Source organism: Beijerinckia sp. 28-YEA-48 (assembly GCF_900104955.1).
Lineage (GTDB): Bacteria > Pseudomonadota > Alphaproteobacteria > Rhizobiales > Beijerinckiaceae > Terripilifer.
In genome coordinates this window covers 157,738-180,234 of the sequence record NZ_FNSI01000001.1, presented here as the reverse complement: position 1 = coordinate 180,234, position 22,497 = coordinate 157,738, and the positions used below count along the sequence as shown (strand labels likewise).

General features: G+C 58.0%; 20 protein-coding genes. 2 read left to right on the top strand and 18 right to left on the bottom strand.

Annotation, left to right across the window (positions count from 1 at the left end; all coding sequences use genetic code 11):
* Positions 1 to 38 precede the first annotated feature (38 nt).
* The 16 genes from BLW50_RS00805 to BLW50_RS00730 all read right to left on the bottom strand — a co-directional run bounded on the left by BLW50_RS00805 (position 39) and on the right by BLW50_RS00730 (position 17,288).
* The gene (locus BLW50_RS00805) at positions 39 to 434 is read right to left on the bottom strand and encodes a GtrA family protein (protein ID WP_090696215.1); all 396 of its coding nucleotides are present in this window, start codon (positions 432 to 434) and stop codon (positions 39 to 41) included.
* Positions 431 to 1,120 (bottom strand): class I SAM-dependent methyltransferase, encoded by a 690-nt coding sequence (locus BLW50_RS00800; RefSeq protein ID WP_090696213.1) that lies wholly within the window; start codon positions 1,118 to 1,120, stop codon positions 431 to 433. The genes BLW50_RS00805 and BLW50_RS00800 overlap by 4 nt, the downstream gene beginning before the upstream one ends.
* A complete protein-coding gene (locus BLW50_RS00795) occupies positions 1,117 to 2,100 on the bottom strand; it encodes a glycosyltransferase family 2 protein (RefSeq protein ID WP_090696211.1) in 984 nt (327 codons plus the stop codon). The genes BLW50_RS00800 and BLW50_RS00795 overlap by 4 nt, the downstream gene beginning before the upstream one ends.
* A gap of 42 nt (positions 2,101 to 2,142) precedes the next feature.
* Positions 2,143 to 3,735, bottom strand: a complete 1,593-nt coding sequence (locus tag BLW50_RS00790; protein WP_139267407.1) for a hypothetical protein — start codon at positions 3,733 to 3,735, stop codon at positions 2,143 to 2,145.
* Positions 3,736 to 3,920: 185 nt separating this feature from the next.
* The gene (locus tag BLW50_RS00785) at positions 3,921 to 5,522 is read right to left on the bottom strand and encodes a hypothetical protein (RefSeq protein ID WP_139267406.1); all 1,602 of its coding nucleotides are present in this window, start codon (positions 5,520 to 5,522) and stop codon (positions 3,921 to 3,923) included.
* Between the two features lie 39 nt (positions 5,523 to 5,561).
* Positions 5,562 to 7,133 carry a hypothetical protein gene (locus BLW50_RS00780; RefSeq protein ID WP_139267405.1) on the bottom strand — a complete coding sequence of 524 codons (1,572 nt, stop codon included), beginning with the start codon at positions 7,131 to 7,133 and terminating at the stop codon, positions 5,562 to 5,564.
* A 12-nt stretch (positions 7,134 to 7,145) separates the two neighbouring features.
* Entirely contained in the window at positions 7,146 to 8,072 is a 927-nt protein-coding gene (locus BLW50_RS00775) for a class I SAM-dependent methyltransferase (protein ID WP_090696202.1), read from the bottom strand.
* Between the two features lie 3 nt (positions 8,073 to 8,075).
* A complete protein-coding gene (locus tag BLW50_RS00770) occupies positions 8,076 to 9,038 on the bottom strand; it encodes a fatty acid desaturase family protein (protein ID WP_090696200.1) in 963 nt (320 codons plus the stop codon).
* Positions 9,039 to 9,186: 148 nt separating this feature from the next.
* Entirely contained in the window at positions 9,187 to 10,221 is a 1,035-nt protein-coding gene (locus BLW50_RS00765) for an ABC transporter substrate-binding protein (RefSeq protein ID WP_090708515.1), read from the bottom strand.
* Positions 10,222 to 10,286: 65 nt separating this feature from the next.
* Positions 10,287 to 11,264 (bottom strand): Bug family tripartite tricarboxylate transporter substrate binding protein, encoded by a 978-nt coding sequence (locus tag BLW50_RS00760; RefSeq protein ID WP_090696198.1) that lies wholly within the window; start codon positions 11,262 to 11,264, stop codon positions 10,287 to 10,289.
* A gap of 30 nt (positions 11,265 to 11,294) precedes the next feature.
* On the bottom strand, positions 11,295 to 12,083 hold the full coding sequence (locus BLW50_RS00755) for an ABC transporter permease (RefSeq protein WP_090696197.1): 789 nt from the start codon (positions 12,081 to 12,083) through the stop codon (positions 11,295 to 11,297).
* Positions 12,080 to 12,937, bottom strand: a complete 858-nt coding sequence (locus BLW50_RS00750; RefSeq protein ID WP_090696196.1) for an ABC transporter ATP-binding protein — start codon at positions 12,935 to 12,937, stop codon at positions 12,080 to 12,082. The genes BLW50_RS00755 and BLW50_RS00750 overlap by 4 nt, the downstream gene beginning before the upstream one ends.
* Positions 12,938 to 13,071: 134 nt before the next feature.
* The gene (ilvC, locus tag BLW50_RS00745; protein ID WP_090696195.1) at positions 13,072 to 14,091 is read right to left on the bottom strand and encodes a ketol-acid reductoisomerase; all 1,020 of its coding nucleotides are present in this window, start codon (positions 14,089 to 14,091) and stop codon (positions 13,072 to 13,074) included.
* Positions 14,092 to 14,272: 181 nt separating this feature from the next.
* A complete protein-coding gene (locus BLW50_RS00740; protein ID WP_090696194.1) occupies positions 14,273 to 14,878 on the bottom strand; it encodes a LysE family translocator in 606 nt (201 codons plus the stop codon).
* Between the two features lies 1 nt (position 14,879).
* A complete protein-coding gene (ilvN, locus tag BLW50_RS00735) occupies positions 14,880 to 15,428 on the bottom strand; it encodes an acetolactate synthase small subunit (RefSeq protein ID WP_090696193.1) in 549 nt (182 codons plus the stop codon).
* A 99-nt stretch (positions 15,429 to 15,527) separates the two neighbouring features.
* Positions 15,528 to 17,288, bottom strand: coding sequence for an acetolactate synthase 3 large subunit (locus tag BLW50_RS00730; protein ID WP_090696192.1), 1,761 nt, complete (start codon positions 17,286 to 17,288; stop codon positions 15,528 to 15,530).
* Between the two features lie 325 nt (positions 17,289 to 17,613).
* Here BLW50_RS00730 and BLW50_RS00725 point away from each other — a divergent pair, with 325 nt between their 5' ends.
* Entirely contained in the window at positions 17,614 to 19,881 is a 2,268-nt protein-coding gene (locus BLW50_RS00725; RefSeq protein ID WP_090696191.1) for a KAP family P-loop NTPase fold protein, read from the top strand.
* A gap of 73 nt (positions 19,882 to 19,954) precedes the next feature.
* A complete protein-coding gene (locus BLW50_RS30950) occupies positions 19,955 to 20,275 on the top strand; it encodes a hypothetical protein (protein ID WP_244544090.1) in 321 nt (106 codons plus the stop codon).
* A gap of 254 nt (positions 20,276 to 20,529) precedes the next feature.
* Here the strand turns inward: BLW50_RS30950 and BLW50_RS00715 are convergent, their stop codons facing one another.
* The gene (locus tag BLW50_RS00715) at positions 20,530 to 20,823 is read right to left on the bottom strand and encodes a GIY-YIG nuclease family protein (protein WP_090696189.1); all 294 of its coding nucleotides are present in this window, start codon (positions 20,821 to 20,823) and stop codon (positions 20,530 to 20,532) included.
* 144 nt (positions 20,824 to 20,967) lie between these two features.
* Positions 20,968 to 22,491 carry an FAD-binding oxidoreductase gene (locus BLW50_RS00710; RefSeq protein WP_090696188.1) on the bottom strand — a complete coding sequence of 508 codons (1,524 nt, stop codon included), beginning with the start codon at positions 22,489 to 22,491 and terminating at the stop codon, positions 20,968 to 20,970.
* Positions 22,492 to 22,497 lie beyond the last annotated feature (6 nt).

Genomic DNA, 22,497 nt, shown 5'->3' with positions numbered 1-22,497 from the left:
CATGTGCGTCAGCCGGATGCAAGCCTCCGAGGCTCCGGCTAAAACCGAACGTTCGCCGGTTTCCAGAAAACAAACATTGTCAGCAAAATGAAATTGGTCGCCGGGACAGCGACACAAACGAGAACCGTAGCTATGAGCGGTGGCCAATTCATCACATCCGTCAACAGCAACGGCACCAGAACAGCAATAAGATACCCCGTCGCATTGGCCAGAACGAAACGTGGCAGTGTTCGTCCATGCGGTGCACTCGACTGGAAGGTGAACAACCGATGCCCGAGATACGAAAAAACACCGGATATCGCATAGGCGATCAGCGAGGTTAACGCCGCCGGCCTGACGCCAACCCGCAGCAATGCCATCGCACAAAGAAAATAGACGGTTGCAGCTCCGACGCCAACCGCTGCAAATACCACGATACGGCGCAGTCGCGTCACCGCACGGTTCCCATCGTCAGGTACTGACCACCAAGCGGCAACCGCGCTAAGACACGCTCCATCGCGCGCAACGGCTTCATCTCGAACGGCGACAGCAGGAAATAGCGTGTCTCAATATCGATAATTCCGGCCATCCGCATCAATGCCTCAACCCGCTTCGCTCCCAGCAACACGGCATCGGCATCAAAAGCGCATCGCGATACACCCAGTTGGGTCAATGGATTAAGTGGATTGTGTTCGATGATGCACACGATGCCGCCCGGTCGCACGACACGGCGCATTTCGGCGACAAACGCTGGCCATTGCGCCACAGGAACATGATGCACCACACAGACGGCCAGCGCGGCATCGACAGCGTTATCATCGAAGGGCAGATGCTCTCCGCCATAAGTCAGATAAGCATTCAAAGGATGGCGGCAACGCGCTTCGGCAACACTTTCGACCGAAACATCAACACCCGAAACGGCCCCGAACGTTGGATTCAGCAGATCGTGCATGAGCCCTATGCCGCATCCCACATCCAACAAATGCTTATCGGCAGGATCAAACCCGCGTTCAGCCAACCTCTCCCGCAACAAATCGGCCTTTGCGCGCAGAAAAAAATCATGCGTCAAGCCCGTGAATGCGACCGATTGCTCAACTGTATTTCCGTAGGTCTTGCGATAAGCATCGAACGTCTGACTCATGCGCTTCGGACCTCCGGCCGCTGAACCGCCTGCCCCTCGCCAAATCCGCCTCGCTCGCCAACGACATAGAGTGGGCGTCGCTTCACTTCGCCATGGATGCGGCCGATATAGAGCCCGATAATGCCTGTCATCAGCATATTGGCGCCACACAAGAACGAGACGACGACCATTGTCGAGGCCCATCCATCGATGACATGGCCTCCGATCAATTTCAGGCTGATGACATAGACGCCATAGAACAAGGCTAAGGCCGACACCCCCATACCGCCCCAGATCGCCAAGCGCAGCGGCACATCGGAAAAGCCAACGAGCCCAGTCACGGCCAATCGCAGCATCTTCCACAACGGATATTTTGTTTCGCCCGCGGCCCGCGCCGGCCGGTCAAACTCAACGGCCGCCTGTTTAAACCCGAGCCATGCAAACATGCCGCGCACGAAACGATCGCGCTCTGGCATCTGGAGAAAAGCGTTGAGCGCATCGCGGCCAACCAAGCGGAAATCGCCCACGTCTTCTGGAATCGGCACGGAAGAAAGCCGGTTCAGGATGCGATAGAAAAAGCGCGCGCTGCGCACCTTGAATTGGCTCTCGCCTTCGCGGTCCAGGCGCTTGGCATAAACGATGGAATTGCCCTCACGCCATTTGGCGATCATGTCGAGGACAAGTTCGGGAGGATCCTGCAGATCACCGTCCATGACGATCACCGCTTCGCCACTCGCAGCTTCCATGCCAGCCGAGATCGCGATCTGATGGCCAAAATTGCGCGACAGTCCGAGATATTTGAAGCGGCTATCATGGCGCGCTTTCGCACGCAGGAATATACTCGTCGTATCGGTGCTGCCGTCGTCGACGAAAATCACCTCGGCCGGCCCGTCCAATCTCGCCAGAAGGGTTTCCAGCCGCAACGCAAGCACCGGCAAAACCGCCTCTTCATTGAAGAGCGGAATAACAAGGCTGTAGACAGCGGCGCCGGTGAGCTGCATGAAAATGACCCTGATGAGCTGCAGCAGTCTAAATCCGGCTCGTTAAGGATTTGTTGAAGATCGTAAATTCGGGCGACGCCGAAAAATATCAATCAGATGCGTCCTACGGCCTACCAAAGCAGCCGTATCGGCTAATTCATAATGGGCGAGCTCCGCAGCCATACCGGGAAAAGCTCGTACACGGGATTGTAAATCCCTCTCGCTTGAGAGAGCCAGCAGAATATCCGGCCTATTTCGACGCAGATCTGAAAGAAAAGTGGCGAGTTCAGCATCCTCCGCTGCCGCGATAGCCAGTAGAGTATCGGGCTGATCGTTCGGGGGATCGGACCTGTACAAGTCGCGGAGCAAAAGAGCATTCGATAGTGCCCATAGCGCGGGCGACGTCATGCTCCAACGCGCATCCACCATACGGGCAACAGGATGCCCCACCGAAATATCGCCGGAAAGAACGGCTAACGTTGGACGAGGCTGGATGCGAACAATTGCTTCAGCAACCTGTTGATGATCCAGATGTCGAACAAACCAAGAGAAACAGATTGAGAATACAACGGCGGCAAAAACACCGGGATTCAAAAGAATGCGCAACCACCGCTGCCGAGCAAGCGTCGGGCTCACATCTTCCGGGCGCCCACCAATCGCCAGGAGCTTCTTGTCAAACATAGCCAACATGCCTCCCACGAGCGCAAACGCAATCATGGGATAGACATGATAGTACCAAAGCTTTCCCTGCAGAATAAATGCAATTCCAAAACCAGCCGCCGCAGCGAAGGCAAAGACTGACGGATGGCTCCGCAACTCACGTCCGCAGAAAATCCACGACGTGGCGAACAGACCGAAGAAAAACAAAACATATATCGACAACAAGGCAGCCAACCTATTGGCCGCCGGCAGATAGAGAAGCGTATTGATGGGCATCGCAACGGCCCAGAACTCGCGACAAAAAACAACGACAACCGCAACATATGCGACCATCAATGTGCCAGCGATTAGGTTTTCTGCGCTGAACAAAACTCGCCAAGACCGCACATTGAGCAGCGCAATTAAAACGGGCATCTCCAACGCCAGGGCAAAGTGCGGCTTAATGATCATGACAATGCCGCCACAGATACCTGCCGAAACAAGCAATGGCCAAGGCAGCATTCTCCCCGACGCCCGCGCCATGGTCACGCTCAAAAACGGGAGACATAAAATCGCCGCGATGTGATCACGCTGCGCAAATGATACGCCCGGCAAAATAACGAATGTCGCCAGAACGATCGACAGCAGAACAAAGCGATTGAAACGCTTGTCAGTGCGAAAAAATGCCAGGTAAGAGATAACCACGCTGACTATCAGCAAGCCAAATACGCAAACGACCATCAATATGTCGGGGGAAAAATCCAGTATGCGCGCTAGAGCCACGACAGGCACGTGAATCCAGATCGAGGCTGGAGGATTAGTTTCGCCGATGTCGATATACAGTCTCTTTCCGTCGACCAGCATTTCTGATGCGGTAAGCAGCCAACTGGTATCGGAATTCATTGGCAGCAAGAAACGCATCAGAATGGAAACGCCCAGCAACATCACTAAAATGAGGAAGACCGGAACAGCCGCGAAGCGAGAGTGCTCCGACGATGTAAGTTTAAGCCACGACATGGTCCACTCGCTCAACGGTGAGGGGAAGGTAATGGCGCCAACAAAACGGAAGATGTCGACACCGGCCTGCTAATTCGACTGCGTCCGCGATCTCATACCGGCAAATGGCACGGCTGTAGAAAACGCTGTGACCAGCATCCGCACGGGCACGCTCCGCCAACGACAACAGCCTAAGGTCAGCAGCGCTAAGGATCCATCGAGGATCGTAAATCCGGGCGGCGACGCAAAATATCGACGATATCGCCCTCCTCGACCAACCCCGCCCTGCCCGCGAACTCATAACGATCAAGCTCTTCCTTCATGCCCGGAAAGGCACGCAAGCGCTCAAGCAGCGACGTTTCCTGCTTCAGAGCTAAAAGGATATCCGGGCGGTTGCGGCGCAGATCTGCGAGAAGCACCGCGAGATCGGCATTCTCCACGGCTTCTACGGCCGACAACTTCGATGGCGATAAATCGGGATACCGCCGTCTCAACACAATGCCATTCGCTATGACCCACAATGATGGCTGCGTCGCGCCCCAACGTCCGTTCACCATTCGGGTCACGGGATAGCCGACAGAAATATCTCCGGACAGACTGGCGATAACGGGATTGGGATGAAGTCTCGTGATGATGGCAGCCAGTACCTGATAATTGCCGTGAATGAAGAACAACGAAGAAAAGCCGACCAGCGCACCGACAGCAACGACGCCCGGGTTGGCAAGCCGACACAGGAAGGGCACTCTGGCTAATAACGGACTGACCTCAGTCTGACGACCACCGGTTTCGAGCAAGCGGCGATCAAACGCAGCCAGAGCTCCGCCCAAGACACCCAGAGCCACCGCCGGGTAAACATGGTAAGGCCACAGCTTGCCTTGCACGACGAAAGCCACATAAAAACCCACCGACGCAGCCAAGACAATCCCGGCCGGATGTCGGGGGAAAGAACGACCGCAGAAAAGCCAGGACGTCAGGCAAAGCGCGACAAGAATAGGCGTGGTAATTGTCCTAAAGGCCTGCAGACGATCCGCATTGGGAAGATAGACCGTCGCGTTGACCGGCATCGCCATCGTCCAGAACTCGCGGTAGAAAATGAACGTACTTGCGATGTAAGCAAGGCAAAGAAAGCCCGCGATCACATTCTCCGGGCTAAAAAGTGTTCGCAGCCGCGGCTGTACCCACAGCGCCATGAGAACAGGCAGCTCTAAAGCGAGCAAAAAATGCGGCTTGATAATAACGACAATACCGCCGCATATGCCGGCCGCAATCAACAACGGCCAGCTCGGTGCCGCCCCACCGGCCCGTATCAGTGTCGCAGCAAGAAACGGCAGACATAGCATTGCCGCGACATGTTCTCGCTCTGAAAAGCTGGCGCCTGGGAGAATGGCGAAAAGAACAAGGAAAATCGCCGTCAGAAGAAAGCCATTGAACCGCTTCAGCCAGCCACTTCGGGCCAATATGACGCCCGTTAAAGCGAGGCTAATTGTCAGCATCGCAAATATATAGCCATTGACGACCGGCTCTGGCCGTATACCGAGCAGACGGGCAAATGCAACCACGGGCGCATAGAGCCAGATCGATGCAGGAGGATTGGTTTCTCCGATATCGACATAGAGCTTCTTGCCGTCGAGCAGCATTTCTGAAGCTGAGATCAGCCAACTCGTATCGGAATTCATCGGCATCAGCGCGCGCAGCCATATCGCGGCACCAATGAGCATCAGGATCAACATACAGCCGGCCCACAGATCAACGGAGGTCCGCTTCCTCTGCTCTTGCCAGATGGACGAAAAACCCGACGAAACTGACATCAATACCTCACATACCGCACAGCACGAGTTTCGCCGCTTCTATGATCGCAGATCGGAGGAAATTGGCGCATCTGGCCGGCGGCGCAAAATATCGACAACCCCCTCCGGCTGATCAACCAACGACACCGTGTCGACGATTTCGTAGCGATCCAATTCCTCCGCTATGCCAGGAAAGTTACGAATATGCGCCCGCAGGTCTGTTTCCATCCGGAAGGTGAGGAGAATATCCGGCCGATTGCGACGTAGATCGGTGAGAAAGGTCGCCATATCAGCTTTCTCAATAGCCTCAATCGTGCTCAGCCTCTTCCGAAACGCAGGGTCGCTACCAAACTTCCAGCGCAGCTGAAGGCCATAGGTCTCGGTCCACAACGCCCATTGGGTCATGCCCCAACGGCCGTTCACCATGCGGGTGGTCGGATGCCCGAGCGCAATGTCACCGGAAACGATCGCCAGGGTGGGATGCGGATGCAGTTTCGCGATCGCCTCAACAAGCCTGTCATAGTGAAAATGAAGAAAGAACAGAGGCGCGCAAATCGCCACCGTCACGGCGGCCACCACGGCCGGATGGAAGACGAGACGCAGCCAACCGCCGGGCCACGACAATCCGCGATCGATCACGACCAATGCAGCGCCCATCAATCCAAGCGAGATCGCCGGATAGATCTGATAGGACCACAGCTTACCCTGAATGACAAAAGCGATGCAAAAGCCGATCGCTGCCGCAAACACGATCACTGCCGGATGACGCAGGAAGTGCCTGCCCGAGAACAACCACGCACTCAGGATCAATCCCCCCAAGAGCGGTAAGTAAACCGACTGTAGGGCGTCCCCCATGCGCGCAACCGGCAGATAGATTGCCGCGTTGACCGGCATGGTCACTGTCCAATAGTCCGAATAGAACACGAAAGTACTGACCACGTAAGCAATCGTCAGCAGGCCCGCGATCATATTTTCAGGACTGAGGAGCGTGCGCCAGCGCCGATCCGCAGCAAGAGCGACCAGAACCGGCAGCTCAACGCTAAGAACGAAATGCGGCTTAATGATCACCACGATGCCACCGCAGAGGCCAGCCGCAATGAGCAATGGCCAGCTGAGCGCTCGACCTTCGACACGCGCCACCGCCGCCGCCAGGAACGGCAGGCAGAACAGCGTAGCGACATGCTCACGCTCGGAAAATGCGTTGCCGGGTAAGATGGTGAATATCGCGATCGCCAGCGCAAGCAGCAGCAGCCGATCATAGCGTTGCAGCCAACCGGCGCGCGCCAGAATGGCAGCAGCCAGCCCCAAGCTCATCGCCGTCAGCGCGAAGATCCACGTGATGACGAGCGGTTCGGGCGCGACGTGCAGCAAACGGGCCAGCGCCACGATGGGCAGATAGATCCAGACCGAAGCTGGCGGGTTAGTCTCGCTGACATCGACATAGAGTTTCTTACCGTCGAGAACCAGATCCGACACGGTGATGAGCCAGCTGGTGTCGGTGTTCATCGGCAAAAGGAAACGTAACCAGATGGCGACGCCGCACAGAATGATAATGAGGGCGCAGCCGATCTTGGCATCAATCCGAGCGTCTCGTTCCTGTCGGATCATTTGCGAAACAGAGGAGATCGTCATCGATGCCCCTGATCATATCTTACGGAGAACGAGTTCCATCTGCGACAATCGAGCAAATGGCCGTCGCAAGAAATCGAACGCGGCAAATAACGCCTGGAGCGGAGGAATAAGCGGATGCATCACGGCAGGCCGGGCTGCATCGACCTTCACAAGCCCCGCGCGACGGAGCAGGTCGAGGACAGAAACGCTCCAGAACGGCGCACCTTGGGTATAATGGAATGAAACCACCTCAAGACCACTGCGGAGACAAAGATCGACGAGGCTTTCGCGTGTAAAGAGCACAAAATGCCGAGGCGTGTGCAACCCAGCCCATGAATGGTGGCGAAAGAGCCTGGCATCGAGGGCGTCAAAGTTTGGCGTTTTCAGAAGTAGGCGCCCGTTAGCCGACAGCATATCCGCGGCCTTACGTAAAACACGCTCAGGATCGGCCACATGTTCGATAAGATTTAACATGAACACCAGATCGAAAGAGCGATTGGCTGAAAAATCCTCGATCGATCCGAGGTCGAAGCGATGTCCCGCCGCTTCAGCTAGAGCTCCCGCCCCGGGGTCGATATCAACAACGCATGTGTGGGTGAACCGATCGTCAACTTGCCGCAACTGATTAAGCAGCCAACCGGAACCACCGCCGACATCAAGTGCTGCAAGATCCTGGCCGGGTATTTCCGCGCTCACAGCGCGAAATGCGCGGCGATCCAAAACCTGCTTTATGCGTTGCACCAAGCTCGGTTTCTGACCTGCGAACGAATAATAGTTCTTCGGATATATCGTGGAAAGATCACTGCTCAGCATCGGCGAAATGAACAGCACGTCGCAAGCTTCGCAGCGATAGAAATCGAAATCGTTCGTCGAGGTGAAATATTCAATGTCGTGCGCGGTGGCCCAAAGCGAAGCGCCCCCTTTCTTGCACAACGGACACGCTACAGAATCATCGCTCATGTTTCATCCAGCGGTCAGCAGCGAACGGAACGTGCGCCAATACGTGCTTCGACGCGACACTAGATGATCGCGGAGCGGCGTCTCTAGCAGGAACCGCTCCAGCTCTGGCAAATTGGTATAGGACAACTGCGGTTCCCAATGATGCAGCAGGTGCCGGTTAAATCCTGCGCCACCGACAATCGCGTCGATCGGCCCATCGCTAAACAGGCGACTGTAGGCACCGTGTGCTTCTCGAAAGTAATCGACATGAGCTCCCGCATCAGGACGACGATGTTCGAGCAACTGTCGCAAGGCCCCGAGGAAGGGAAAGACGATCACGACGCCACCGATCCAACCAAACGCCAAGGACCATTGGTGGAAGGCAAGGCTCAAGACGACAACGGCGAGATGGAAGAATGCGCCCAAAATCACCGGCCAAGAAACTCCAGGCCTGCGCCCCTCGCTTGGCGACACCGCGATGCCACGACGAAACAGCAAGACTTCCAGCGCCCGCCATCCCGTCAATGATTTCAAAATGAACAGAGGATCAAGCGCGAAGAAATAGGTATGTTCACTATCGTCGGGCTTACCAAGTTCGCGATGGTGGCGGAAATGCACCAAACGATAGTTGGCGACTGTTGTACCGGCCATCCACGAGATAAGCAGATCGCAGACTAGGTCGCTACGCCTGCGATCGGCCGCGAGATTGTAATGCGCGCCCTCATGTATGAACAGTTGCAGATAAGCAATCGCGGAACCGATCAACCCGGCCCCGATCACCGCCGCCAGCAACCATGGCACGCCAACGGACGGCAAAGCTGCCGTCAATACGCAGGACAAGATGAGAGCCAGATAACCTAACCCAATGTCACGATAAACGACGCGATACTTCGGCTGCAGCGTGCGCGTAAAATCGATGAGCCGCACACCGGCCGCATTCCGCAACGCCGCGCGCTGGTTCGCGTAAAGGGCTATATCGTCGGTCAAGGGCCTGTCCCGCGCAGCAGGGCGCGATCGGGCACGATCGCGGCGGGCGTCAGGTTAGCGCGGGGCCATTAATACGGGCTTAACCCGATCCCCAAGCCTGGCGGCCGGGATCGGGAAGCTGCCATCAAAACAGCTATTTCCAAAACAGCTATTTCACCGTCTCCGCTGCCTTTTTGGCGAAGCGGTCGTCGAAGGTCCGGCCAAGGTCCACCTGAGCGTCCTTCATTTCCGGGTCGAATTTCACCAGCATGTCGAAGGTCGATTGCATGCCTTCGCGCGGGATCAGGCCGGTCTGCGAATAGGACGGCTGCGAATTCTTCGCCGCCAGCATGTAAAGCTCCTTGTCGCCCAGCAGATACTGCTCGGGCACGGTAGCGGCGATGTCGGCCGGGGTCGCGGTCCTCAGCCAGACCAAGGCCTTGTAGAGCGCATTGACCACGGCCAGGGTGGTGCGCGGCGATTTCTCGGCAAAGTCCGCTTTGAGATAGACCACCGCCGCCGGATTGGAGCCACCAAACAACGCCCGCGTGCCCTCCTCCGTGCGCGTGTCATAAACGACGCGCACATCACCGGAACGTTCAAGGAATGACAACACCGGCTCGAGATGGGAAATCGCCTGGATCTCGCCCTTCTGGATCGCCGCCAGGGCCGATTGCGCCGAGCCGATACCGATATAGGCCGCGTCCGATGGCGCTAGCCCTGACTTCGCCATGATGAAATTCATCAGCATATTGGTCGATGAGCCCGGCGCGGTAACGCCGATCTTCATACCTTTGAAATCAGCCGGACCGTCCCATTTGACGCCCTTCTTCACCGCCACGGCGATACCGGGGAAGCGGCCGAGTTCGAGCACGGCGCGAACGTCCTGCCCCTTGGCCTGCATGCGGATCGTGTGCTCGTAGGCGCCGGTCACGACATCGACCGAGCCGCCGACGAGCGCCTGCAGCGAACGCGAGCCGCCGGCGAAATCTTGGATCTCGACGTTCAGCCCTTCGTCCTTGAAGAAGCCCTTCTGCTCGGCAATCGTCAGCGGCAGATAATAGAGCAGCGCCTTGCCGCCGACGCCGAGCTTGATGTTCGGCTTTTCCAGCGCCGTTTGCGCCTGCGCGTTGATCTGCGTCGTGAACGTCACAACGGCAACCGATGCCGCCACCAACAATCCGAACGTCTTCGACATGGTCATCTCTTCCTCCCGCTGTTGCGGCATCGCTTTTCCGCGATGCCGCTCTCTTCGCTTAACCCAGGCGCTTAGTCCAACGAGACGCCGGCCGCCTTGACGATCGGCGCCCATTTGGCGAGTTCCGCCTTGATGAAGGCATCGAGTTCTTCAGGCGTCGAGCCTGCAGCCATCGCGCTGAGATCGGCCAGCTTCTGCTTCACCTGCGGATCGCGCACGGCCTTATTCGCCGCATCGTTGAGAACGGTGATCGCCGCCTTCGGCGTCTTGGCCGGCGCCAGGAAAGCATTCCACGTATAGGTCTCATAGCCCGGCACACCGGCTTCGATCATCGTCGGCACATCGGGCGCGGCCGGGCTGCGCTCCTTCGTCGTCACCGCCAAGGCGCGCGCGCCACCACCGCGGATCTGTTCGATGGCCGAGGGCAGATTGTCGAACATGATCGGCACCTGGCCGCTGATCAGGTCGGCGAGCGCCGGACCACCGCCGCGGTAGGGCACATGGACGTATTCCGTCTGCGTCAGCGTTTTGAACAACTCGCCCGAGAGATGCAGCGGCGTGGCGACACCCGACGAGGCATAGCTGTACTTGCCTGGATTGGCTTTCAGCAACGCAATCAGCTCTTTCACATCCTTGGCCGGCAGGTTGTTCGTCACGATGAGAACGTTCGGCACATAGGCGAGCAGCGCCACCGATTCAAAGTCTTTCACCGGATCGAACGGCAGTTTCTTGAACGCCGCCGGATTGATGGCATGGGTCGCAACGGTCGCCAGCAGCAGCGTATAGCCATCGGGCGCGGCCTTCGCCACGGCGGCAGCACCCGTGCTGCCACCAGCACCAGCGCGGTTTTCCACCACCACCGACTGGCCAAGAAGCTCGCTCATTTTTTGGGCAATGACGCGCGCGACGATATCAGTTGAACCACCGGCGGCGAACGGCACGACGACGGTTACGGGACGCGTCGGAAAATTCTGCGCCCAGGACGGCACGCTCAAAGCTGACGCCAAACCAACGGCGAGAACACCAGCCAACAGACTGCGACGCTTCATTCTTTTCCCTCCTGCTTGGCCCGCGCTCCCTCAAGCGCCCTGGGCCGTCCCTTCCGGCCGCCAGGCCAGCAACCGAACCTCGATCAGTGTAACCAGCCAGTCAATCAGCACAACCACGACCGACAACACCACCATACCGGCGACAACGCCGGTCATATCGAACGTGCTTTCCGCCTCATGGATCAGATAGCCGAGCCCCGCGGCCGAACCCAGATATTCGCCGACCACCGCGCCCACCAGCGCGAAGCCGATCGACGTGTGCAACGACGAGAACATCCACGACAACGCGGAAGGCCAATAGACATGGCGAAACAGCTGCCGCTCGTTCATGCCGAGCATGCGCGCGTTCGACAGGATCACCGGGCTCACTTCCTTCACGCCCTGGTAGACGTTGAAGAAGACGATGAAGAACACCAGGGTGACGCCGAGCGCCACTTTCGACCAGATGTCGAGGCCAAACCACAGCATGAAGATCGGCGCCAGCACGACGCGCGGCAGGGCATTGGCCATTTTAACGAACGGATCGAGCACGGCGGCGACGCGCGGCTGACGCGCCAGCCAGAAGCCGATGACGATGCCAGCAATCGAGCCGATGCCGAAGGCGAGCAGCGTTTCCAGCAGCGTGATCCACAGATGCCGCCAAATCATGCCGGTGGCGAAGAAACGCCACACCCGCAGCGCCACATCGACCGGCGTCGAAAAGAAGAAGCGCGCCTGCTTCACTTCGGAGATAACAGGATAGGTGGTCAACACATGCCAGACAGCGATGATGGCGATGGCCAGTCCGATCTGCCAGGCGAGCAGCGTCGTGCGTTTCATGGCGCACCTGTCGTTTTGGCTAAACCCATATTGCCCAAGCCCAGGGCGGCGAATTCATCGCCATAGGCGCGCATGACTTCCGCCTTCAGGTCACGCCAGATGGCGCTTTGCAGGGCGTGGAAACGCGGATCGAGACGAATGTCGACCATCTCGCGCGGGCGCGGCAGATCGATGCGATGATCGGCGATGATGTGCGAGGCCGGCCCCGCCGACATCACCACCACCCGGTCGGCGAGCGCGATGGCTTCATCGAGATCATGGGTGACGAACAGCACCGCCTTGCGGTCGGCCTGCCAAAGCGACAGCAGGAGATCGCCCATCAGGGCGCGCGTCTGCGCGTCAAGCGGACCGAACGGCTCGTCCATCAACAAAATAGCCGGATCGCGGATCAGCATCTGCGCCAACGCGACGCGCTTCTTCTGGCCGCCCGAAAGCTGGTGCGGATAGCGCTCCGAAAAACCTCTCAGGCCCACCCGCGCCAGCCAGGCCAAGGCCCGTTCGCGCGCTTCCGCGCGGCCGACACCGGCCACTTCCAGGGCGACGGCGACATTGGCGAGCGCCGTCTTCCACGGCATCAACGCATCGGCTTGGAACAGATAGCCCGCCGCGCGGGTGATGCCCTCGACCTTGCGGCCGCTGACCTCAGCGGTGCCGGCGCTTGGCGCCAGCAGGCCGGCGGCAACATTGAGAAGAGTGGATTTGCCGCAGCCTGTGGGCCCGACGATGGCGACGAATTCGCCAGGCTGAACGGTCAGATCGACATCGGCCACGGCGCGATAGAGTTTGGCGCCGGTCCCGAAGGAGATAGCGACGCCGGACAGGGATACCGCAGCGGCAGTTTTATCTGCGCTCACCTGGTCACGCTCCCTGCCCGCAACAGTCCCTCCCCGCTCGCCGCCGGACCCGCAGCAAAATCATGTTTCTGTCGAAACGAGATTTGCTGTAACAGGCCCGACGGCGGCAGAGAAGCGTACTTTAGTTGCGTAGTTTAGTTACGCTCTTGATCGACCAGCTTGTTCTTGGTGATCCAGGGCATCATGGCGCGCAGCTTGGCGCCGACTTCTTCGATCTGGTGGGCGTTGTTGCGCGCGCGGGTCGCCTTGAACGAGGTCTGGTTGACCTTGTTTTCCAGCATCCAATCGCGGGTGAACTTGCCCGACTGAATGTCGGTGAGGACGCGCTTCATCTCGGCCTTCGTCTCGGCGGTGATGATACGCGGGCCGGTGACATATTCGCCGTATTCGGCGGTGTTCGAGATCGAGTAGTTCATGTTGGCGATGCCACCCTCATAGATGAGGTCGACGATCAGCTTCACTTCGTGCAGGCACTCGAAATAGGCCATTTCCGGCGCGTAGCCGGCTTCGACCAGGGTTTCGAAACCAGCGCGGATCAGCTCGACGAGGCCGCCGCAGAGCACGGCCTGTTCGCCGAACAGATCGGTCTCGCACTCTTCCTTGAAGTTGGTCTCGATGATGCCGGCGCGGCCGCCACCGATGGCCGACGCGTAGCTGAGGCCGAGGTCATGGGCATTGCCCGAGGCATCCTGATGGATGGCGATCAGGCACGGCACGCCGCCGCCCTTGAGATATTCGCCGCGCACCGTGTGGCCGGGGCCCTTCGGGGCGACCATCAGCACGTCGATGTCCTTGCGCGGCTCGATCAGGTTGAAATGCACGTTGAGGCCATGGGCGAAGAGCAGCGCGGCGCCATTCTTCATGTTGGCGGCGAGTTCGTCGCGGTAGATGTCGGCCTGGAGTTCGTCCGGCGTCAGCATCATCACCACATCGGCCCATTTGGCGGCCGAGGCGACGTCCATCACCTTCAGGCCTTCGCCCTCGGCCTTCTTGGCCGTCGGCGAGCCCTTGCGCAGGGCAACGACCACGTCCTTGACGCCGCTGTCGCGCATGTTGAGCACATGGGCATGGCCTTGCGAGCCGTAGCCGACGACGGCCACTTTCTTGCCCTTGATCAGATTGATGTCCGCATCACGATCGTAATAAACGCGCATTGTCAGCGTCTTCCTCGGGTTGGTGCGCGGCGGGGCCGCGCGGGGATTTCTAAAGCGGGATTGCAGAATTCCATGCCGTCCGGCCCCGTTCGGGCGCCGTTCTATGCGGCCCCGGAGCCTGCGTCAAAGGTGACAGGCGGCGGCCGCATGGCCGGGGGCGCCTGCCCGGGTGATTTTTGGGTTAGGATCGCACCTCCACCAGCATCGGATAGAGCGAAGCGAGCAGCAACACTGCCATCACCACATTGAAAACGCGGGCCTTGCGCGGATCGGCCAGCAGCCGGCGCAGGCCAGTTCCGAAGGACGTCCAGACCAGCACCGAGACCAGGGTCGCCAACGTCGCCAGGACCAGCAGAACCGTGAAGGTGACGGTAAAGTCGCTCGGCCGGGTGAAAGCGGCGACGCCGCTGATCCCCAGAAGCACGCCTTTGACATTGACCCATTGGAAGGCCACCGCCTGAAAGAAGGTCAGCGGCGAGCCGCGGCCATCGTCCTTGGGGCCGCCGCGCGTGGTGGCGATCTTCCAGGCCAGCCAGACCATATAAACGGCGCCAGCGACGCGCAGCGCCTCGAAGGCGACGGGATGGTCCACCACCGTCTGGCCCAGCCCCATGCCGATCACCAGGATCAGAAAGGCATAGCCGGCGACGACGCCGACCATATGCGGCACCGTGCGGGCGAAACCGAAGTTCACGCCCGAGGCGAGTAGCATCACATTGTTAGGTCCGGGCGTCAGCGCCCCCGCGAAGCAGAAGGCAGCCGCCGCGAGAGCGAGTTCGGTGGTCACACTAACCGGCCTCAGCGCCGCGCTCGATGGCGGCGACGCCCGTGCGCGCGATCTCGACCAGACCAAGCGGCCGCATGATCTCGATGAAATCGTCGATCTTGGTCGAATTGCCGGTCAGCTCGAAGATGAAGCTCTCGATCGTCGCGTCGACCACTTTCGCCTTGAAAGCCTCGGCCAGGCGCAACGCCTCGACCCGATTGTCGCCCTTGCCGCGCACCTTGATCATGGCGAGTTCGCGCTCGATCGCGCGCCCGCGCAGGGTCAGGTCCGTCACCTTATGGATCGGCACGATGCGTTCGAGCTGATGGCCGATCTGCTCGATCGCCTCGGGCGTGCCCGAGGTGACGATCGTGATGCGCGACCAATGTTCGACATGGGCCACTTCTGCAACCGTCAGGCTCTCGATATTGTAGCCGCGTCCCGAAAACAGTCCCACGACCCTGGCAAGAACCCCTGGTTCGTTGTCGACAAGCACCGACAAGGTCCGGCGCACGGTGTTGGCCTTGCCGGTGGAGGACGAATAGGGGGACAAAGAAGCCGGGACGCTCATGATTTTGTTCCGTTAAAAAGTCGGGCTAAGCGCCCAGTTATGCCGCTTGCATGGGGTTGTTCCTCAGTTTTGGCGCGGAGCCCCCCTCCGCACCGAACCCTAAACGAGCATCTTGCCCTTTTCGTCGATGACCGAGCCGATATCACTGGCGAAGTCGGGCATGATCATCTCGTTATGGGCCTTGCCCGACGGGATCATCGGCAGGCAGTTCTCTTCCTTGTCGACGAGGCAGTCGAAGATCACCGGACCGGGGAAATCGATCATCTCGCGGATGGCGTCGTCGAGCTTGGCCGGATCGTCACAGCGGATGCCCTTGGCGCCATAGGCTTCCGCCAATTTGACGAAGTCCGGCAGCGCCGCCGAATAGCTTTCCGAATAGCGCCCACCATGCAGCAGTTCCTGCCACTGGCGCACCATGCCCATATATTCGTTGTTGAGAATGAAGATCTTGATCGGCAGCCGATACTGTGCCGCCGTCGACATCTCCTGCATGTTCATCAGCACCGAGGCTTCGCCGGCGATGTCGATGACCAAGGCCTTGGGATGGGCCATCTGCACGCCAACCGCCGCCGGCAGGCCATAGCCCATGGTGCCCAGACCGCCAGACGTCATCCAGCGGTTCGGCTCCTCGAAATGGTAGTGCTGCGCCGCCCACATTTGATGCTGGCCGACCTCGGTGGTGATGAAGGTGTCACGGCCCTTGGTCAGTTCATACAGACGCTGGACAGCAAGCTGCGGCTTGATGGTCGATTTCGAGGTGCGGAACGCCAATGACTTGCGGGCCCGCCAGAGGTCGATCTGCTTCCACCATTCGGCCAAAGCCGCCGCGTCGCTCTTCAGCTTGCGCGCTTTCCAGCTGACGATCGCCTGTTCCAGCACATGGGTGCAATCGCCGATGATGCCGATATCGACCTTGACGTTCTTGTTGATCGACGATGCATCGATATCGATATGCACCTTGGTGGAGCCCGGCGAGAAGGCATCGAGCCGGCCGGTGATGCGGTCATCGAAACGCGCGCCGATGCACAGCATCAGGTCGCAATCGTGCATCGTGTTGTTGGCTTCATAAGTGCCGTGCATGCCCAGCATGCCGAGCCAGTTCTTGCCCGAGGCCGGATAGGCGCCGAGCCCCATCAAGGTGGAGGTGATGGGGAAATTGGTCAGCTGGACGAATTCGCGCAGCAGTTCCGACGCCTTCGGCCCGGCATTGATGATGCCGCCGCCGGTGTAAAACACCGGCCGCTTGGCCTTGGCCATCAAATCCAGCATGGCCTCGATCTTGGCCTCGTCGCCCTTCAACCGGGGACGATAGGTCTTGTGCTCGATGTTCTGCAGGAACTGATAGGCGCCGGTGGCGAACTGCACGTCCTTCGGCAGATCGACGACAACCGGGCCCGGCCGGCCCGAGCGTGCCACATGGAAAGCCTCGTGCAGGATGCGCGGCAGGTCCTCGATCGAGCGCACCAGATAGTTATGCTTGGTGCAATGGCGGGTGATGCCAACCGTATCGGCCTCCTGGAAAGCGTCCGAGCCGATGAGATGGGTCGGCACCTGGCCGGTCAGGCAGACCAGGGGAATGGAATCCATCAAGGCGTCGGTGAGGCCGGTGACCGCATTGGTGGCGCCGGGGCCGGAGGTGACGAGCAACACGCCGACCTTGCCGGTGGAGCGGGCATAGCCCTCGGCCGCATGGGCCGCGCCCTGCTCATGGCGCACCAGAACGTGCTTGACGAAATTCTGGTGGAACATGGCGTCATAGATCGGGAGGACGGCGCCGCCCGGGTATCCAAACACCGTATCGACCCCCTGATCCTTCAGGGCCTCGATCACCATCTCCGCGCCGGTCATCTGCTTGCTCATGATACGCTCCAACGGCTTAATTCTGGTCGTTCTCTGCGGTTTTATTCGTGGTTTCTTGGAATTTAGGCAACAAAAAAGGCCCTCTGAGGGGGCCTTCGGGATCAGCGCCTATGGAGGGAGTGCCGGGGGTTACCCCCGTCCCTGCTGCGGCGCTGACAATACTACAATAAGCTTACGGGCCACGTGAGGCACTCCGGTTGTGGGGGCTGTTTTTAGAGGAAGGAATGGGGGAGGTCAAGCTGGGGATAGTTAATGTGTGTCCCTGCCTTCCTGAAAATATTCCCCTTACGATACTTGGCAGCCATCTAACGCCGAGATCCCAAAAATGACCTCAGACAAAAAGCACGTCTTCGGCGACGATCTACCAAAAGAAAACCCGTGGCAGGATGACCGACTAGGCTACGCGCCATTTGCGAAACGCATCTCTCGAGTTTTGATCGATTTGGCTGCGCCGAATGGTTACGTAATTGGCTTACACGGCCAATGGGGAAGTGGAAAATCTACTGCAATCAATTTCATTTTAGCATACCTCAAAAAGCACAATGCAGAGAATGAAGACGATCAAATTTCTCACATAGACTTCAGACCGTGGATCGTATCTGGCCACCAAGACCTTATTGTAGCGTTCTTCAAAATTTTATCGGAAAACTTAGGACCGAAAGAGGGTACATTTGCGCGGCTATGGAAGTGGCTCGTGCACTTTTTACATGGCAAGACGGACAACTTGGTTGATGCCGCCGCCACTGTTGCTCTCAGCGTAGACCCAACTGGCGGCACTGCGTCACAGCTCGCACAAGGTTTAGCGAAGAAATCCATCAATGCATTAATTCGCAAATTCCTCGAGGAACCATCATTACAAGCCGCATATCAAAGCCTTAAAGAACAACTTGGTCGAAGCAATAGGCGCTTTGTCGTTACCATTGATGACATTGATCGTCTGAATGACGACGATGTTAGAGCCATTATGCAGATGGTAAAAAGTATTGGGCGCCTACCAAATGTCGTTTACCTACTATCATACGATCGCGAAATCATTTGGGCCGCGCTGGATCAAACGACAAACCGCCCGGGCCCGCGTTTTGCAGAGAAAATAGTCCAACAAGAAATCGAACTCCCCAAAATTTCACAGAACGCATTGCTCACCTTGTTGGACGAGGAGATAGCCTTTCTTCTCCAAGACACTCCAGATTCAATTCGATGGCAATTTATTATACGAGACGGCATACGACGCTGGATTCAATCTCCTCGAGATATAATACGAACTGCCAATGCGATTAAATTTGCGTGGCCCGCGATTGAAGGAGAACTGGATCGCCAAGACCTATTGGCGATGGAAGGTCTACGCTTATTCGATGCTGCAGCCTTTTATTGGCTCAGAGATAATCGCGACTTCATTTTTAATGACGGCCGTTTTATTCTAGCAGATGATGAACTAAAAAACGAAGCTATCGAAATTCTGAAGCGTCGCATTGTTGGTGACGTCAGCCCGCAGATTTTACGCATCCTTTCGGTTCTGTTTCCTCACTTAGAAAAATTGCTTGGAGACAAAAATTCCTTTGGCGGAGAAACCGATATTGAAGTTGCAAAGCGACGGGGGATTGGCAGTGAGGCTGGATACGATACCTACTTTGGGCTTCATCCATCTCCTGACGCAATATCTAACTCTCTAGTAACGACTCTAATCGAACGAGAGAATAACTCGACCAACATTGAAAAAGTATTTCGTACCTATTTGTTCAAAAAGAATAGTCGCCATGAATTAATGATTTCCAAGCTTCTTGAGGAACTACGGGTGCAGTTCCGCTCTCGTAATCCTCCCCAGCCGACACAAGCTCTTCTCGATGCAATTTTCTCGGTTGGAGAAGATATAATTAAAATGGAATCGGACGGCAATATGTTTGAATTGTCTCCTCGAGCACAGGTCGGATTTCTCGTTCGAAACTTACTGGAACAATGGGGGCTAGAACAGGCAGGTAGGCACCTCATCGAGGCATTTGGTTCGGCAACCTCGCCAGCTTTTATGGCAGACATTTATGCTGATAGAGGGCGAGAACTAAACATATTTGCAGCTCAGTCAAAGGAAGCGCTTGTAATCACATCCAATGACTTTGAGCAGCTAGGGCAAATATTAATATCAAAAATCGAGGCAGCAGAAGCGGATGGGACTCTTGCGCAAGCACCATTCTACTTCGATATCGTACGAGCTTGGGGTCAATTAAGAGGAAACGACGCGCCCAGAGCGTGGCTCTCCAAAGGTATGACGGAAAATGCCATATTCACGGCAAAGACTGCGATAGGACTCGTATCGTACAGCATCGGAGAAACTCCACGACGATATACAATGCGGGAGCAACCTCCCAATGAGTTCTACGATCTCTCTATTTTGTTTGAAGCAGCAAAAAAACATCTAACTAGCTCAGAAATCACCGAAGACCAGGCAAATCTGCTTAAGGCCATTGTCAAAGGAACAACAAAAATACTGACACAAATAAACGAAGGCCATACAGCCGACGGTCAATCGTCAAATCAACAAGCACTCACCCCATCTTCGGCTTCTGTCCCGCCTTCACGCTCTCCGGACATGCCTCAATGAAATCCATCTTGATTTCAACAACGGCCGATATTCGGACATCCGCTATATCCGCAATTTCTTGTAAGCTACTGCATTGGTCTGCGTCGTCTTGTCAGTCTCGGCCTTCTTCCCCCCTCACTCCACCGCAAACACCCCCAGCTATCGAACGCCACCGGCCGCCTGCGATAAGCGCCAGGCTTTCCTCCAGCTCGACGATATGTGCGCGCATCAGCGCCACCGCTTCGTCAACGCGGCCGGCTTCGCAAGGACCGATGAGATCGTCGTGGTGGTCGTGCCAGCCGGCGAGGCCGGCCTGGTTTTCGAACAGATTGACGATGAGGCTGGTGTGCGCCACCAGCAAGCGCACCTGTTCGGCCAGAATCCTGTTACCGGAGAGTTCGCCATCAGCACGTGAAAGCCGCCCGACAGATGGATCGCCGCGCGCATCCGCCTCCTGCCAAACGCTGCCTGGGCTATTGAACCCTCAAGCCACATTTGTCCGCTGGCCCCTGGATCCCCGCTCAGCCGCTACGCGGCTGTCGGGGATGACACCGAGGTGCTGGACTATTCTTCAACGTCCATCGTTTTCCCAAAACCTTGGTGTCATCCCGGACGCGCTGAAAGCGCGATCCGGGAACCAGGGGCGCGTGGTAGGACCCATCGACAGCTTTAGGGATTCAATGTCTCATACAAATCATTCCACTGCGGATTGACCGCTTCGATCAGTTGCAGTTTCCAGTCCCGCCGCCAACGTTTGAGCTTCTTCTCGCGTGCGATCGCATCATCGATTTCGCTATGCTCTTCGTAGCAAACGAGCTTCGAAACATCATGGCGAGCCGTGAAGCCAGGGATGGCTTTCGTTTTATGCTCATAAACGCGCCAGGCTAGATCGTTGCTGACGCCCGTGTAAAGCGTACCGTTGCGACCGCTCGCCAAAATATAAACCCAATAAGAATGCTGCATGGGGTGGATTCTTGATGGCCTCGTCGGCCCTCACTCTACCACACGCCCCTGGGTCCCGGATCGCCTGCTGCGCAGTCGTCCGGGATGACACCAAGGCTGTGGCATATTCAACTGACTTGATGACACCGAGGCCTCGCAACGCTTCTACCCGATGCCATAGCGCCCCGGCGCGATCACGCCATTGGGGTCGAGCGCCTGTTTGATGCCGTTGCAGGCACCCTGGAAGCTCGCCGCCGTCTGCTGCATGTGGAAAGCGTGATAATCGATCGGCGCGCGGCCGACGAAGACGCCACGGCTCGCCACCGCTTCCGACATCTTCTTGTAGCAGGCGTCGGCGCGCCTGCACTCGTCCTCATCCTCGCGATTGAAGACGATGACATGCAGGCCACGGGCGAAGCGCGCGCTGCACACGTTCATCACCATGTAGTCGAGGCCATGATCCCCATAGATCTTGCGGCACAGGGCCTGGAATTCATTGGCCACCTTGCCGTCCATGGGCGTGCCCGGCAGGAACCAGGTGTTGCCGCCGCCCGGCCGCCATTTCAACAGGCCGAGTTCGCCATGGCTTGGCACGCCGGAGAAAGCGTTGATCGCCACTTGCAGCGGCCCGATCGCCTGCGCCTCGTCATGTGGGATGTATTTGGCTTTGCCGGAGCGCTCGAAGACATCGCGCACGCGGCGGATCATCGGTTCCACCGCCTCGGCGCTGGGTCCATAGAAAGCGCCGGACACCGTCCATGCGCCGAGGCCATGGCGGGCGCGCAAGGCGCGACGGCCTTCATCGCTGACCGCCTTGCGGCCATTGCTTGAGCGATATTCGGCGCTCTCGCCCTCCGAGCCGCAGAGATAAACATCATTGGCGACCCGAAACAACGTCGGCACGAAATTCGACATTTTCAGCGGGCGGCAGAGTTCGACGATCTCTTCGAGATCGCCATCATCGGGAAAGGCGAAATGGAAACTGCGCACCGCCGGCGGGCGCGGCATCAGCCACATGCCCATGCGGGTGACGATGCCATAGTTCGATTGGGCGAACAGGCCATCGATCACAGGCCCATAGGAATATTTCGACGTATGCCAATTGGTCAGCGTGTCGCTCGCCAAAGCCCCGTCACCGGTGCGCAGTATTTCGCCATTGCCGAGCACCACTTCCATGCCGCAGGCCGTGCCGAAGTGATCGAAATAAGGCCCATAGCCAGCGCCCTTATCGAGCGCATTGCCGATGATGCCGCCTTGCGGCGGCCCCGACGTCACGTCGACCATGTAGCGATTGCCGAGCCGCACCAGCTCGTCGTGCATCATCTGATAGCTGACGCCAGGCTCCACCACCGCATAGCCAAGCCGCTCGTTGACTTCGAGAATGCGGTTCATCCGCGCGCCGAGATCGATCACCACCTGGCCCGCCAATGTCGCCGAGCGACTGCCGAGGCCGATGTTGTTGCCGGTGCTGATCGGGTAGAGCGGAATGCGGTGAGCGTTGGCGGCCCGGACAATCGCCTGCACATGCGCGGTCGTCGACGGAGACAGCACCGCCGCTGGCGGGCGATCCCCACCCGGCATGGTGTTCTCGCCATAGCGCGTGATCGTCTCGCGACTGACATTGATCGCATCAGCGCCGACGCTGTGCGCCACAGCGCCAAGGAAAGCCTCAAATGATGCCGGATCCATGGGTTT